The sequence below is a fragment of the Sphingomonas sp. S-NIH.Pt3_0716 genome (genome assembly GCF_003950715.1).
GTDB classification, from domain to species: Bacteria; Pseudomonadota; Alphaproteobacteria; order Sphingomonadales; family Sphingomonadaceae; genus Sphingobium; species Sphingobium yanoikuyae_A.
Map to the genome: position 1 here is coordinate 18,537 of NZ_QLJK01000011.1, position 13,859 is coordinate 32,395.

At 66.2% G+C, this 13,859-nt stretch carries 12 protein-coding genes; 3 read left to right on the top strand and 9 right to left on the bottom strand.

Going from position 1 to position 13,859, the window contains the following annotated elements; all coding sequences use genetic code 11:
* Positions 1-66 precede the first annotated feature (66 nt).
* The gene (locus BRX37_RS10680) at positions 67-1,434 is read left to right on the top strand and encodes an alanine/glycine:cation symporter family protein (protein ID WP_004210978.1); all 1,368 of its coding nucleotides are present in this window, start codon (positions 67-69) and stop codon (positions 1,432-1,434) included.
* 159 nt (positions 1,435-1,593) lie between these two features.
* Here BRX37_RS10680 and BRX37_RS10685 read toward each other — a convergent pair whose 3' ends face one another.
* From BRX37_RS10685 to BRX37_RS10715, 7 genes are all read right to left on the bottom strand, one after another.
* The gene (locus BRX37_RS10685) at positions 1,594-1,776 is read right to left on the bottom strand and encodes a CsbD family protein (protein WP_004210977.1); all 183 of its coding nucleotides are present in this window, start codon (positions 1,774-1,776) and stop codon (positions 1,594-1,596) included.
* 87 nt (positions 1,777-1,863) lie between these two features.
* A complete protein-coding gene (locus tag BRX37_RS10690; RefSeq protein WP_125986862.1) occupies positions 1,864-4,629 on the bottom strand; it encodes a DUF3857 domain-containing protein in 2,766 nt (921 codons plus the stop codon).
* A gap of 184 nt (positions 4,630-4,813) precedes the next feature.
* Positions 4,814-5,350: a 30S ribosomal protein S9 gene (rpsI, locus tag BRX37_RS10695; RefSeq protein WP_004210975.1), complete on the bottom strand. Its 537-nt coding sequence runs from the start codon at positions 5,348-5,350 to the stop codon at positions 4,814-4,816.
* Positions 5,350-5,829 carry a 50S ribosomal protein L13 gene (gene rplM, locus BRX37_RS10700; protein WP_004210974.1) on the bottom strand — a complete coding sequence of 160 codons (480 nt, stop codon included), beginning with the start codon at positions 5,827-5,829 and terminating at the stop codon, positions 5,350-5,352. The genes rpsI and rplM overlap by 1 nt, the downstream gene beginning before the upstream one ends.
* 130 nt (positions 5,830-5,959) lie before the next feature.
* On the bottom strand, positions 5,960-6,751 hold the full coding sequence (locus BRX37_RS10705) for a hypothetical protein (protein WP_125986864.1): 792 nt from the start codon (positions 6,749-6,751) through the stop codon (positions 5,960-5,962).
* The gene (cutA, locus tag BRX37_RS10710; protein WP_125986866.1) at positions 6,748-7,077 is read right to left on the bottom strand and encodes a divalent-cation tolerance protein CutA; all 330 of its coding nucleotides are present in this window, start codon (positions 7,075-7,077) and stop codon (positions 6,748-6,750) included. The genes BRX37_RS10705 and cutA overlap by 4 nt, the downstream gene beginning before the upstream one ends.
* The gene (locus BRX37_RS10715) at positions 7,074-8,117 is read right to left on the bottom strand and encodes a COX15/CtaA family protein (RefSeq protein WP_125986868.1); all 1,044 of its coding nucleotides are present in this window, start codon (positions 8,115-8,117) and stop codon (positions 7,074-7,076) included. The genes cutA and BRX37_RS10715 overlap by 4 nt, the downstream gene beginning before the upstream one ends.
* Before the next feature lie 134 nt (positions 8,118-8,251).
* Between BRX37_RS10715 and BRX37_RS10720 the strand changes: the two genes are divergently transcribed.
* Positions 8,252-10,291 carry a hybrid sensor histidine kinase/response regulator gene (locus tag BRX37_RS10720; RefSeq protein ID WP_125986870.1) on the top strand — a complete coding sequence of 680 codons (2,040 nt, stop codon included), beginning with the start codon at positions 8,252-8,254 and terminating at the stop codon, positions 10,289-10,291.
* A gap of 5 nt (positions 10,292-10,296) precedes the next feature.
* On the opposite strand, the gene BRX37_RS10725 is transcribed toward BRX37_RS10720, so the two are convergent.
* Positions 10,297-10,929 carry a 2-dehydro-3-deoxy-6-phosphogalactonate aldolase gene (locus BRX37_RS10725; protein ID WP_125986872.1) on the bottom strand — a complete coding sequence of 211 codons (633 nt, stop codon included), beginning with the start codon at positions 10,927-10,929 and terminating at the stop codon, positions 10,297-10,299.
* Between the two features lie 3 nt (positions 10,930-10,932).
* The gene (locus tag BRX37_RS10730; RefSeq protein ID WP_125986874.1) at positions 10,933-11,835 is read right to left on the bottom strand and encodes a 2-dehydro-3-deoxygalactonokinase; all 903 of its coding nucleotides are present in this window, start codon (positions 11,833-11,835) and stop codon (positions 10,933-10,935) included.
* Between the two features lie 135 nt (positions 11,836-11,970).
* On the opposite strand from BRX37_RS10730, the gene BRX37_RS10735 reads away from it, so the two are divergent.
* Positions 11,971-13,773, top strand: coding sequence for an IlvD/Edd family dehydratase (locus tag BRX37_RS10735; protein ID WP_125986876.1), 1,803 nt, complete (start codon positions 11,971-11,973; stop codon positions 13,771-13,773).
* Positions 13,774-13,859: the final 86 nt, after the last annotated feature.

Genomic DNA, 13,859 nt, shown 5'->3' on the forward strand with positions numbered 1-13,859 from the left:
TAAAACTCACCTCCCCCATAGCAATCTTTGATCGACTTTCCACCGCTGTCCCGGCATCGCCGCCGCATGGAAAATTTCAACGCCGCCGTCGACGCGCTGTCCAGCGCAGTCTTCTTCAAGGTTCCCCTGTTCGGCGCGCAGATCGAACTGATCGTGCTCTATCTCGCGCTCCCCATGCTGTTCTTCACCATCTGGCTGGGCTTCCCCAATGTCACCCAGGTCGGCCGGGCGATCCGCATCCTGCGCAGCCAGCCGCATGAGGGCGAGGCGAAGGGCGATGTCAGCCAGTGGGGCGCGCTCTCCACCGCCCTGTCCGGCACCATTGGCCTTGGCAATATCGCCGGGGTCGCGGTGGCGCTTACCATGGGCGGGCCGGGCGCGATCTTGTGGATGTTCATCATCGGCTGGTTCGCGATGACGGTGAAGATGGCGGAGGTCACGCTGGGCCTCAAATATCGCGTCTTCGACGAACGCGGCCATGTCCATGGCGGGCCGATGTATGTGCTCAAAGCCGTCGGCGCTGCGCGCGGCTGGCCCAAAGTCGGCCTGGTGCTCGGCGGCGCCTATGCCTTCTTCGCCCTGTTCGGCGCGATCCCGATGGTGCAGGTCAACCAGAGCTTCGCCCAGGTGAAGGTGGTCACCGGCATGACCAATGGCTGGGCCTATGGCGTGTTCATCGCGGCCGCCGTCGCGCTGGTGACGATGGGCGGCGCGGCCTGGCTGGGCGAAGTGTCGAAGCGCCTGACCCCGCTCAAGGTCACCGTCTATCTGGGCGGCGTCGCGGCGATCCTGATCCTCCATGCCGACGCCATTCCCGGCGCGCTGGCGCTGATCTGGCACGGCGCCTTTTCCAGCGATGCGGCCACCGGCGGGGCGATCGGCGCCTTTGTCGCGGGCATGCGCCGCGCGGTTTTCGCCAGCGAGGCCGGCGTCGGCTCCGCCGTCATGGCGCACAGCCTGGCCCGCGCCCGCCATCCGGTATCTGAAGGGCTTGTCGCGCTGCTGGAGCCGCTGCTCGGCACGATGATCGTCTGCGCGCTGGGCGGGCTGGCACTGGTCGTCGCAGGCACCTGGAACAACGGGCTGGAGGGCATCGCCATCACCTCCGCCGCCTTTGCCAAGGTGTCGCCCTGGTTCCCCTGGCTGCTCGCCGTCGTCGTCTTCCTCTTCGCCTATTCGACGCTGGTCGCCTGGGGCTTCTATGGTCTTCAGGCCTGGGGCTATCTGTTCGGCAATGGCCCACGCGCCCAATGGGTCTACAAGATCCTCTATGTCGTCGCCCTGCCCCCGGCCGCCGCGATCGACCTCGGCCGGGTGGTCGGCATCGTCGACAGCAGCTTCTTCCTGATGGCGATCCCCAATGTCATCGCCCTCTATCTGTGCGCCGGCGAACTGCGCCGCGACGTGAAGGCCTATCTGGCGGAACAGGCTTAACTTCGCACATTTCCCGCACATTCTGACATAATATTGCGGAGCCGCGATCCTATCGGAAAGCAGCCCCGTTCTTATAGCATGAGCTTAACCAGATAGGACAGAAACGAAAAAGGCCCCGCCTGTCGGTGGAGCCTCTTCGTTCGTGCAGACGGTGGGGCGTCAGATCTTGTCGCCGAGCGCACCCTTGACCGAGCCGGCCACATCCTGGGCCGTTCCCTTCGCCTTCTGCAGCTTGCCTTCGGCTTCCAGGCGTTCATTATCCGTGGCCTTGCCGATCGCTTCCTTCGTGGCACCGGCGGCCTTGTTGCCCGCAGCCTTCACCTTGTCGGTCAGTTCACCCATATGGTTTCTCCTTGGAAGTGGCTTTCCCCCTGTCAACCATCGGACAGGGGGAAAGGTTTCCATCGAAACGCGGGCGTCACGACAAAATCAGGGCTTGATCCCGTAGCGGGCATAGACGGCATCGATGCGCGGATCGATGCGGCGGGCGACCGCGATTTCCGCGTCCCCCTCGCTCGCCCGGCCCAGCCGGTGCAGCACGATGCCGCGCATGTAGCGGCTTGGCTCCTTGCCCGGCTCCTGCGCGACGACAACATCCAGGTCGCGCAGCGCATCGTCGAACCGGCCCATGCGGAACCACAGCATCGCCCGACTGTCGAGCGCGGCCATGCTGCCCGAACTCAGCTCCACCGCCTTGGTGCAATCCTGCATCGCACTCTCCAGCTCGACATTGCGCGATCCCTTGACCCAGCAACGCTCGTTGAACAGCCCGGTCATGCCCGGCTTTTCCGCCAGTTGCGCATCGATGATCTCGATCGCCTTGGCCGGATCGCCATAGGTGCCGAGCAGCGTCGCCTTGAAGCTGCGATAGCCGTCGCGCGCCTCGCCACCGATCGCGATCTTTGCGTCGACCATGCCCAGTGCATCGTCCAGCTTGCCGCTTTCCGCCAGATAGGTCGCGACCGTGCCGACCGCCGCGCCCGATGCCGGGTCGAGCTGACGCGCCATCCGGCCATCAGCCAGCGCGCCGGTCACGTCACCAGTCTGGAACCGGCGATAGGCGCGCTGCAGATAGAGGTCGACATCGGGCTTGATCCCGATGGCCTTGTCCAGGTCGACCAGCGCATTCTTGTAATCGCCAATGCCCCAGCGGAAATTGCTGCGGCTGGAATAGCCGGTCGCATCCTCCGCATCGGCGGCGATCGCCTTGGCAAAGGTCGCCTCGACCGCCTTGGACTGCGGCCAGGCGGCGATGGTCGCCGGGCTGTAATCCCACAAATAGGTGGGCTTGGCCGGGCCGATCACATGCGGCGACATCGCCTGCACCGTGGCCAGCGCATCGCGCTCGTCGGGCAGGCGATCGGCCGCGATCTCGATGCCGGTGGCGTCGGTCCGCTCCTCGACATCCAGCACCCCGTCCTTCAGCTGCACGGTCCGGCGCAGGTCATAGCCGGCCACCGTCTTGCTGAGGCCCTGCTCGCCTTCGATCGCATAGCCCTTGCCACCCTGGGGCAGGCGCAGGCGCAGATGATAGCGGATGCCGATCGGCGCACCCGTCGCCACCGGGATCGCCAGCCAGGCGGGGCGTGCCCGGTCCGGCGCGAAGCTGATCTCGTCGATCAGCTTGCTGGCGTCGCGGCGATAGCGCCGGTCGCTGAGCTTCCAGGGCGAGCTGGTGACGCCATGGGCGGTGAAGGTGACGGTGGCCGACGCCGCATCGGTGGTGACGCCAACCTGGCTATATTGGGCGGTGCCGACCTGCTCGCTGAAAAAGCCCTGCACCATCTCGTCGCGCCGCTTGGCATCCATCTGCCCGAGCCCAGTGCTGATCATCGTCGCGATCTGCCCACGCAGCACCGCCCTGGCATCGAACACGGTCGGCAGCTTCTCATGCCCGCTTTCGTCAGCCTCGACACTGACGTCGATCGTCGGCCGGGCATTGGCATGGGTCTGGATCGGCATCAGTTCAGCGCCGGCGGTGCGCACCGGCAGCACCGATCCGAAGCGCGGCGTATCGCCGATATCCTCCAGCCGCGATCCCAGCCCGGTGCCGTCGAGCCAGTAGGATTGGCCATCGATCATCGCACGCACCAGCACATGGTCGAAGGCCGCGGCCGTCGGCAACCGTTCCGGCACGGAATCACCCAGGGTCGAACTGGCCAGCACCGGCTCCGCCTCGATCCCCAGCCCGCGCAGCAGCGACAGCAGCAGCAGCGTCTTCGCCTTGCAGTCGCCATAGCGCAGCGTCCAGGTCTCGGCCGGCTTCTGCGGGACATAATTGCCGCCATTCATGCCGACCATCAGATAGCGGACATGGTCCTGCACCAGTTGCAGCGCCGCCGCCGCCTTTTCCTTCGGCGATCCCGGCAGCGCCTTGAGCTTGGCCAGTTCACCCGCCAGCGGCGATCCATCGGCGATCAGCCCATCGGGCGCATAGAGCAGCGCCATCGTCTTCGACACATCGGCCCAACTGGCGAAGGTCGACAGTTCGAACAGCGGCGGATGGGTGAAGCGGGTCGGCGCGTCGGCCGGCATTTCCGGCTGCTTGGCCAGCGGCACGGCAAAGCTCAGCTCGGTGAGGCCACCCTTCTTGACCGGCTTGGCATCGACGCCGCTCGCCAGCAGCTTCCAGCGCGGCGCATCCGCATCATCCCACAGCAGGCGGACCCGGCCATAGCCCAGCCGCAGCGGCGCGGCCGGCAGGGCCGAGACATTCTGGACATGGCCGCCCAGCGCATCATCCTTGCTGGTGGTCGAATAGCGCAGCCGCACCACATCGCCCACCTGCACCCCCTCGACCGCCATGGTCGCGGTCAGGATGCCGCTGATCTGCAACGCTTCCAGCCCCTGCTCGCGGCGCAGCACGGTAAATTTCTTGCCGCTGGCCAGCGCATCGATCACCTGATCGCCGCGCAGGATCGACAGTTCATGGATGATGAGGTCGCCCTTGTCCGGCGCCCAGGGCAGCGTCAGCGACGACAATTGGGTCAGCGCCTCGGCCGAACCGGCGCGGGTGGCGATGTCGGCATAATTCCACAACTGACCCTTCTCGACCCGCTGCTGGCTGTCGAGGATCATCATCGAGGGCGGATCGCCATCGGCCGCGAGCTTGGGCATCGCCGCCTTGTCGATCCAGCCGGGGGCCGGCTGATACAGCGGCACCTCTCCGGCAAAGGCAGGCGCCACAACCGTCATGGCCGCCGAAGCCGCCAACCACCCAAAATGTCTCATTTCCCCCCGAACTTCCTTTTGCACTAAACCCCGTTTGACCGAAGGCTATGGCATCGCCGCGAAGCGCTCAAGGGGAAGCATCACGCGCAAAGAAAAAGGGGCCGGAAAACCGGCCCCTTCTCGAAATTCGCGGCAGTCGCGAAGCGGATTAGCGCTTCGAGAACTGGAAGCTGCGGCGGGCCTTGGCCTTGCCGTACTTCTTACGCTCGACGACGCGGCTGTCGCGGGTCAGGAAGCCTTCGGCCTTGACCGCGCTGCGCAGCGCCGGCTCATACTTCGACAGAGCCTGGGCGATGCCGTGCTTGACCGCACCGGCCTGGCCCGACAGACCGCCGCCCTTGACGGTGGCGATCACGTCATACTGACCTTCACGGTCGGTAACGCCGAAGGGCTGGTTGATGACCAGACGCAGGGTCGGGCGAGCGAAATAGACTTCCTGGTCACGGCCGTTGACCGTGATCTTGCCGGTGCCGGGCTTCACCCACACGCGAGCCACGGCGTCCTTGCGGCGGCCGGTGGCATAGGCGCGGCCGAGGCCGTCGATTTCCTGGGCGCGCAGCGGAGCCGAGGGCTGGACCGGCGCGGCAGCGACGGGCGCTTCGCCTTCGACGGCAGCCGGGGCAGCGGCAGGAGCGGCAGTGGCCAGCGACGCGAGGTCGGACAGGGACTGACGGTTATCGGACATTATGCACCCACCTTGTTCTTGCGGTTGCGCGACGCGAAGTCGAGCACTTCGGGGTTCTGGGCTTCATGCGGATGCTCGGTGCCGGCGAAGATGCGCAGGTTGCGCATCTGCTGGCGGCCCAGCGGACCACGGGGGATCATACGCTCGACGGCCTTTTCCAGGACGCGCTCGGGGAAACGACCTTCCAGGATCTTCTGGGGGGTGGTTTCCTTGATGCCGCCGGCATAACCGGTGTGCTTGTAGTAAACCTTGTCGGTCAGCTTGCGGCCGGTGAACTTGACCTTGCCCGCGTTGATGATGATGACATTGTCACCGCAATCGACATGGGGGGTGAAGCTCGGCTTGTGCTTGCCGCGCAGGATATTCGCCACAGTCGAAGCGAGACGACCCACGACCAGCCCTTCGGCGTCGATCAGGATCCACTTCTTTTCGACCGTTGCCGGGGTTGCCGGCTTGGTGGTCTTCATCAGCGCCTTCATGGTGCCAATTCTCCAAGAATGAACAGTGAACCAGCTACCCAGGGGTCGCCGGAAGATGGGCGCTAATGACGTTTGGGGGCCGACAAGTCAAGAGATTCGGCGGCTTTCACGACGGGTAAAATAATACCACTCACTTGCCGGCAGCGGTCAGGCTCCGCTTTTCGGTCAGCGTCTGGGCGCCCAGGGTCAGCCTACGCTCCTGCGCATCGACCAGTCCCGTCTGTGCCGACACGATATAGCGCATCGCGACATGGGCGCCCTCCCCCTGCAGATCCTCCTGCAAGGTCAGGCGGTTGCCGTCATGGGCGGCAACGGTGGACTCGCCTTCCACCGCAACGGCCCGGCCCAGCGGCGGGCCGGCCATGGTGCGCACGCCACGCGGCCTGGCATCGTCAACTTCGCTGTCAACGAACAGCAGCAACGGCTGCACCTCGCCCGACAGCAGCGCCAGCCGCCCCTCGGGCGTGAGACCATCGAGCAGGGTCAGGACATTCTTCGCCGTGCGTTGCCCCGCACTGCCCTCCGGCGCCTTTGCCACCATGGCGTTGAGCGCCTTTTCCATCGTCGCCCGGACATCGTCGACATTGTCGAGGCCGACGATCTTGCCATGGCTATCAAGGCGGAAGCGATGCTCCACCCCGATCAGCGGCGACAGGGCAGCGCGATAGGCATCGGCACCCGCACCGGGCGCATCGCTGTCCAGGCTGCGCAGCGTGACATGCAGGATGTAACCGTCCCCTGCCTTTTCGAAGCGCAATATCCGGTCGGCCCGGAACAGGCTGTCGCGCCCGTCGACCGGCCGATGCTGTTCGATGCGATAGAGCAGATCCTGCCCGGTCGGCGGCGCGAAGCCGATCGCGACCGGGGTGGCCAGCGCTGGTGAGGCGAGCACCAGCGACAGGAAGGCGATCACCCGCTTCATGCCAGTTGCTCCGCGACCCAGGCGGCGAAGGGCGGATGGGCAGCATCGATCGGCAGCGCCAGGATCGCCGGCACATCATAATCGTGCAACTGCGCGATCCGCGCCATCAGCGCGTCGCGCCGGTCGGCGCTGGTCTTGAACAGGATCGGGACTTCGGCGCCTTCTTCCACCTTGCCCTGCCATTCATAGATGGAGGTGCAGGGACCAAGGATATTGGCGCAGGCGGCCAGCCTCTCCGCGACCAGCGTGCGGGCGACGGCGCGCGCCTGCTCGGCCGATCCGAACAGGCTGTAGACCAGCACCAACTCGTTCCGCTCAGGGCTCATGCCCGGCGCGATCCCACGGCATGGGCGCCCCAGGCGGCCGAGGCCACCACCAGCGCGCCGACCGCCTGGTGCAGCACGGCCAGCGGCAGCGCGATGCCACTCATGACGGTGGCGATCCCCAGCAGCACCTGCGTGCCGACCGCCGCATTGATCGCGATCGACGCGCCGCGATGGCCCGCCGCCTTGGCCTTGCGCGCCAGCAGGATCAGCATCGCCGCCGCAACCCAGGCCCACCAGCGGTGGATGAAATGGACCAGATAGGGATCGCTGGAGACGGTCGCCCAGAGCGAACCGAGCCATTGGATGCCTTCGGGCACCAGATGGTCGTTCATCAGCGGCCAGGTACTGGAGACATAGCCCGCATCGAGGCCGGCGGTGAAGGCGCCGAACATCAGCTGGACCAGCAGAACCAGCAGGGTCGCCAGCGCAAAGGGCTGCAACGCGGCGGGCCGGGCAAAGGGATTGCGCGCCAGCGCCAGCAGGTCGAGCGCGGTCCAGATCAGCCCGCCGATGATGAACAGCGCGGTCAGCAGATGCACCGCCAGCCGATAATGGCTGACATCGGTGCGCACCGACAGGCCCGACTTCACCATCCACCAGCCGATCGCGCCCTGCAGCCCGCCCAGCGCCAGCAGCGCGACCAGCCGCCAGCCATAGCCGGCCGGGATCGCCCGCCGCGCCGCGAACCAGATCAACGGCAGGGCAAAGGCGACGCCGATCAGGCGGCCGAGCAGCCGGTGCAGCCATTCCCAGAAGAAGATGAACTGGAAGGCGGCCAGGCTCATGCCCTTGTTGATCTCCTTATATTCGGGGATCTGCTGATAGTCGCGAAACGCGTCCATCCACTGGTCATGGGTCAAGGGCGGGATCGCGCCGGTGATCGGCTTCCACTGGGTGATCGACAGGCCGGATTCGGTAAGGCGCGTGATGCCGCCTACCACCACCATGCAGAAGACCAGCGCCGCCACGATGAGCAGCCAGCGGGCAATGGCAACGGGACGCGGAGCCGCGCTGAACGCGGTCGGGGAAGAACGTGTCATGCCCGGTCCATGCGCCCATGCCGCCCCCTATTCAAGAGGCACGGACTGGGACAAAAGGTCATGGGGTTGCCATCGCCGGGGGATACAAATCGGCGCACGGGCGTCTCCCACCAACGCATTGCAACGACAGGGTTATGATGAGCCAGCAGAGGGACATTGCCGACATGATCGCCGAACAGGGGCCGATGGGCGCCCTGACCGCGACGATCGACGGGTCGTCGCCTCTGGGGCCAGCGTCGGACTGGTCGCCATCGCTCGTCTCGACGGTGCGGCTGATGCTGTCGTCGCGCGCGGAGATCGTGCTGTTCTGGGGGCCGGATTATTGCGCCCTCTATAATGAAGCCTATGCCCCCACGATCGGCGACAAGCATCCGCGCGTGCTTGGCCGCCCGGCCCGCGAAGGCTGGGCCGAGCTGTGGGATGATCTTGGCCCGCTGCTGCAATCGGTGCGGGACACGGGCGAAACCTTCCATGCCAAGGACCGTCCCTTCTATATCGAGCGCGACGGCGGCCGGGGCGAGGAGGTCTTCTTCGACATTTCCTATTCGCCGGTGTTCGAACTGGATGGGTCAATCGGCGGCGTGCTGTGCATCGTCAGCGAAACCACGGTGCGCGTGCTGGCCGAGCGCGAGGCACGCGCCGACCGCAATCGCCTCTGGGCGCTGGCGCGCGACCCCTTCCTGATCGCCGACAGCGAGGGGATCTGGCTGTCCGCCAGCCCCGCCTGGACCGACATATTGGGCTGGTCGCAGGAGGAACTGATTGGCCGCACATCGGAATGGATGGAGCATCCCGACGATGTGAAGCGGACGCGCGGCGAGGTGCAGGATCTGGCCGATGGTCATCCGACCATCCGGTTCGAAAACCGGTTCCGCACCAAGCGGGGCGATTATCGTATCTTCAGCTGGACCGCCGTGCCCGAGGGCGACCTCATCTATTGTGTCGCCCGCGACGTGACCCGGCACCGCGCCGACGCCCAGGCCCTGGCCGAAACCGAAGCCGCGCTGCGCCAGGCGCAGAAAATGGAGACGCTGGGCCAGCTCACCGGCGGCGTCGCGCATGACTTCAACAATCTGCTGCAGATCGTCACCGGCAATCTGGACCTGCTGCAACGCGCCCTGCCCGACGACCAGCCGCGCCTGCGCCGCGCCGCCGACAATGCCATGGCCGGGGCCGAACGGGCGGCGATACTGACCCAGCGGCTGCTCGCCTTTTCTCGTCGCCAGCCCCTGGCTCCCGACCGGGTCGATCCCAACCGGCTGATCGCCGGCATGTCGGACCTGCTACACCGGACGCTGGGCGAGATGATCGAGGTGGAAACGGTGCAGAGCCCGCGGGTCTGGCCGGTCGAGATCGACGTCAACCAGATGGAAAATGCGCTGCTCAACCTGGCGGTCCATGCGCGCGACGCGATGCCGCAGGGCGGCAAGCTGACGATCGAGGTCGCCAACACCCATCTCGACAGCCATTATGCCGCGACCGAGCAGGAAATCACGCCCGGCCAATATGTGCTGATCTGCGTGTCGGACACCGGCATGGGCATGGACGCCGACACGCTGTCCCACGCGATCGAACCCTTCTTCACCACCAAGGATGTCGGACGCGGCACCGGCCTTGGCCTGTCGATGGTCTATGGCTTCGTCAAGCAGTCGGGCGGCCATGTCCGGGTCTATTCGGAGGCCGGCCATGGCACGACGGTAAAAATCTACCTGCCGCGCTATCACGGCCTGCTGTCGGTGGCCGAGGAGATCGTGCAGGCGCCGCCCCCGCCCTGTCCGCAGGCCGGGCAGGAGGTGATACTGGTGTGCGAGGATGACGAGAATGTCCGCGCCTATTCGGTCGAGGTGCTGCGCGACCTGGGCTATCGCGTGATCGAGGCGGGCGATGGCCCGACCGCCCTCGCGGCGCTGGACGCGGCAGCCGAGCCGATCGACCTGCTGTTCACCGACGTGGTGCTGCCCGGTGGCATGACCGGGGCGGACATTGCCCGCGCCGCCAAGGCGAAGCAGCCGGGGCTGCGCGTGCTGTTCACCACCGGCTATGCCCGCAACGCGATCATCCATCATGGCCGGCTCGATCCGGGTGTCGAGCTGCTGACCAAGCCCTTCACCTACAGGGCACTGGGCGAGAAGATCCGCGACATGCTGGACCGGGTGGAAAGCCCGGCCCAGTAAAAAGGTCAGCCCTTGGCGCGCTGCCAGGCGGCGACCAGATCGACCGCGCGTGCGCGCACGGTCAGCGCATCGTCGCCCGGACGATAGAGCGCGCCGCCCACGCCGATCCCTTCACAGCCACCGGCGAGCCAGTCGCCGATCGTGTCCGCGCCGGTGCCGCCCACGGCCCAGACGCCAACATGCTTGGGCAGCACATCCTTGACCGCCTTGACATAGGCCGGGCCAAGCTGGGCGGCGGGAAACAGCTTCACCCGGCGCGCGCCGGCCTCGACCGCGCGGAACGCCTCGCTCGGCGTCATGAAGCCGGGCAGCAGTTCAAGGCCGAGTTCGGCGCCGCGTGCGATCACTTCGGGGACGGTATTGGGCGTCACCATGATGCGGCCGCCCGCGCCCGCCAGCGCCTCGACCGCCTCGACCGTCAGCACCGTGCCGCCGCCGATCAGCGCGCGATCGCCAAAGGCCTGCTGCATTGCCGCGATGCTGACCAGCGGCTCGGGCGAATTGAACGGCACCTCGATCACGCGGATGCCGGCTTCCACCAGGGCGGCGGCGATATCGAGCGCCTCTTCAGGCTTCACGCCACGCAGAATGGCGGCAATCGGCGGCGCGCCGTCGGCCAGCAGGTCGTCGAGGATCATCGGTCAGTTCTCCAGAAAGCCAAGGCCAGCCCGCGCACAGGCGTCGCCGTCCAGCGATTGCGAAGCGATGCCCTGCGCATCGAGGGCACGGGCATAGCGATCCGAAAGCCGCGCGTCACCAATCAAGACGACGCCGGTGTCGCCCGCCAGCGCGGCCCGCGCTTCGGCAATCTCGCAGCCGATGACGAGGCCCGACAGATAGCCCAGCGCCCAATCGGCCGAGCGCCCCGCACGCAGCCGCATCGCCCGCGCCGCAAACAGGGAAGCAAGCAGCCGCCCCGCGCCGGCCCGTTCCAGCCCCTCGGCAAAACCGGCCGCTTCCTCTGCCGGATCGGCATCGGCGGCGGCGATATTGGGGCTGAGCGTCGAACGATCGCGCAGCAGCGCAAACAGTTCGCCGGTCGGCACGGTGCGGAAGCGGATCACCCGGCCATCCTCCACCAGCGTCCATTTGCTGTGGGTGCCGGGCAGCACGATCAGGTGACGGCCGGTGGCGAGCCGGGGATCGAGCGCCATCGCGCCGAAAATCTGCGCCTCCTCGCCGCGCATCACATCGGCAATGCCGTCGGCGTCGGTGCAGGCCAGGCCCGCCATGATCGCTAGCGGTGCGCCGCGCCAGTCGAAGCGCACGGCAACCGCCGTCCAGCTATCGGCATCGGCGGGACAATCGGCATAGGGTGCCTCGACCCAGCCGTCGCGCGCGCCGACCATGCCGCACAGGCGGATCGATGTCGGCAGGCCGTCCTCCAGCCAGGGGGCGATCGTCTCGGCAAAGGCGGCTTCCGCCTCGCGGCCGACCACGCCGATGCCCGGCCCGTCGCGGCGCGCCACGATCCGCCCCGCTTCCACCCGGAACAGCCGCAGATTGCTGGTGCCCCAGTCGCCGATCACTGCATAGTCGCTCATCGATGATCTGCCCGATTTTTCGCGTTCAACCGCACTTTCCCTCTCTTTGTATCCTTGAAAAGTTATTTGTCTGAGTATATCGGAGAGGCAAGCGCGTCAACGTGCCAAGCCTTTTCAAAGTGTCAGGATGCCCACATGAGCGATTCGTCCAAGCCTACTCCCAAGCTGCGTAGCCGCGCCTGGTTCGACAACCCAGACAATATCGACATGACCTCGCTCTATCTGGAGCGCTACCTGAACTTCGGCCTCAGCCTTGAGGAACTCCGCAGCGGCAAGCCGATCATCGGCATCGCCCAGACCGGCAGCGACCTGTCGCCCTGCAACCGCCACCACCTCGTGCTGGCCGAACGCATGCGCGAAGGCATCCGCGAAATGGGCGGCATCGCGCTCGAATTCCCGGTCCACCCGATCCAGGAAACCGGCAAGCGCCCGACCGCCGGCCTTGACCGCAACCTCGCCTATCTGGGCCTGGTCGAAGCCATGTATGGCTATCCGCTCGACGGCGTTATCCTGACCAGCGGCTGCGACAAGACCACCCCGGCGCTGCTGATGGCCGCCGCCACCGTCAACATCCCGGCGATCGCTTTGTCGGTCGGCCCGATGCTCAATGGCTGGCACAAGGGCGAGCGCACCGGTTCGGGCACGATCGTGTGGCATGGCCGTCAGCTGCTGGCCGCCGGCAAGATCGACGATGAAGGCTTCATCAAGCTGGTCGCCTCGTCGGCTCCCTCGACCGGCTTCTGCAACACCATGGGCACCGCCAGCACCATGAACGCGCTCGCCGAAGCGCTGGGCATGATGCTGCCGGGCAGCGCGGCGATCCCCGCCCCCTATCGCGACCGCCAGGAAGCTGCCTATCGCACCGGCAAGCGCATTGTCGAAATGGTGCATGAGGACCTGAAGCCCTCCGACATCATGACGCTCGACGCCTTCCACAACGCCATCGTCGCCAACTCGGCGATCGGCGGTTCGACCAACGCGCCGATCCACCTGGCCGCCATCGCCCGCCACATGGGCGTCGACCTGCCGCTCAAGGATTGGGAAACCGTCGGTCACAAGGTGCCGCTGCTGGTCAACATGCAGCCGGCCGGCGAATATCTGGGCGAGGATTATTACCGCGCCGGCGGCCTGCCCGCCGTCATCAGCCAGCTGATCGACCAGGGCCTGATCAAGGAAGGCGCGATGACCGTCAATGGCAAGACCATGGGCGAAAATTGCAAGGGCGTGGAGATCGAGGATGAAAAGGTCATCCGTCCCTTCGGCCAGCCGCTCAAGCAGGAAGCCGGCTTCCTGGTGCTGACCGGCAACCTGTTCGACGAAGCGGTCATGAAGACCAGCGTCATCAGCGAAGAATTCCGCATGCGCTACCTGTCGAACCCCGACGATCCGGAAGCCTTTGAAGGCCCGGCGGTCGTGTTCGACGGTCCGGAAGATTATCACCACCGCATCGACGATCCGTCGGTCGGCATCACCGCCGACACGCTGCTGTTCATGCGCGGCGCCGGCCCGATCGGCTATCCGGGCGCGGCCGAGGTCGTGAACATGCGTCCGCCGGCCTATCTGATCACCGAAGGCGTGTCGGCCCTGCCCTGCATCGGCGATGGCCGTCAGTCGGGCACCTCGGGCAGCCCATCGATCCTCAACGCCTCGCCCGAAGCGGCGGCGATGGGTGGCCTCGCCCTGCTGGAAACCGGCGACCGCGTCCGCATGGACCTGAAGGCCGGCGTGGTGAACGTTCTGATTTCCGACGAGGAACTGGAAGCCCGCCGCGCCAAGCTGGTCGCCGAAGGCGGTTACAAATATCCCGCGTCGCAGACCCCCTGGCAGGAAATCCAGCGCTCGGTCGTCGGCCAGATGAACACCGGCGCGATCCTGGAAGGCGCAGAGAAATATCAGCGCATCGCCCAGACCAAGGGCCTGCCGCGCGACAACCATTAATCATCAGAGCCGTCAACGGCGCGTCATTCAAAGGAGGCAACAGGACGTAATTTCCGTGCAGCGATGCTCGAAATTGCGTCCCCTCG

Coding starts and splice junctions, on each gene's coding strand:
- BRX37_RS10730 (WP_125986874.1), bottom strand. CDS start 11,835: ATGAGCGACTATGCAGTGATCGGCGACTGGGGCACCAGCAATCTGCGG.
- BRX37_RS10705 (WP_125986864.1), bottom strand. CDS start 6,751: ATGAAGCGGGTGATCGCCTTCCTGTCGCTGGTGCTCGCCTCACCAGCG.
- BRX37_RS10680 (WP_004210978.1), top strand. CDS start 67: ATGGAAAATTTCAACGCCGCCGTCGACGCGCTGTCCAGCGCAGTCTTC.
- rpsI (WP_004210975.1), bottom strand. CDS start 5,350: ATGTCCGATAACCGTCAGTCCCTGTCCGACCTCGCGTCGCTGGCCACT.
- rplM (WP_004210974.1), bottom strand. CDS start 5,829: ATGAAGGCGCTGATGAAGACCACCAAGCCGGCAACCCCGGCAACGGTC.
- BRX37_RS10735 (WP_125986876.1), top strand. CDS start 11,971: ATGAGCGATTCGTCCAAGCCTACTCCCAAGCTGCGTAGCCGCGCCTGG.
- BRX37_RS10690 (WP_125986862.1), bottom strand. CDS start 4,629: ATGACGGTTGTGGCGCCTGCCTTTGCCGGAGAGGTGCCGCTGTATCAG.
- BRX37_RS10720 (WP_125986870.1), top strand. CDS start 8,252: ATGATGAGCCAGCAGAGGGACATTGCCGACATGATCGCCGAACAGGGG.
- BRX37_RS10725 (WP_125986872.1), bottom strand. CDS start 10,929: ATGATCCTCGACGACCTGCTGGCCGACGGCGCGCCGCCGATTGCCGCC.
- cutA (WP_125986866.1), bottom strand. CDS start 7,077: ATGAGCCCTGAGCGGAACGAGTTGGTGCTGGTCTACAGCCTGTTCGGA.
- BRX37_RS10715 (WP_125986868.1), bottom strand. CDS start 8,117: ATGACACGTTCTTCCCCGACCGCGTTCAGCGCGGCTCCGCGTCCCGTT.
- BRX37_RS10685 (WP_004210977.1), bottom strand. CDS start 1,776: ATGGGTGAACTGACCGACAAGGTGAAGGCTGCGGGCAACAAGGCCGCC.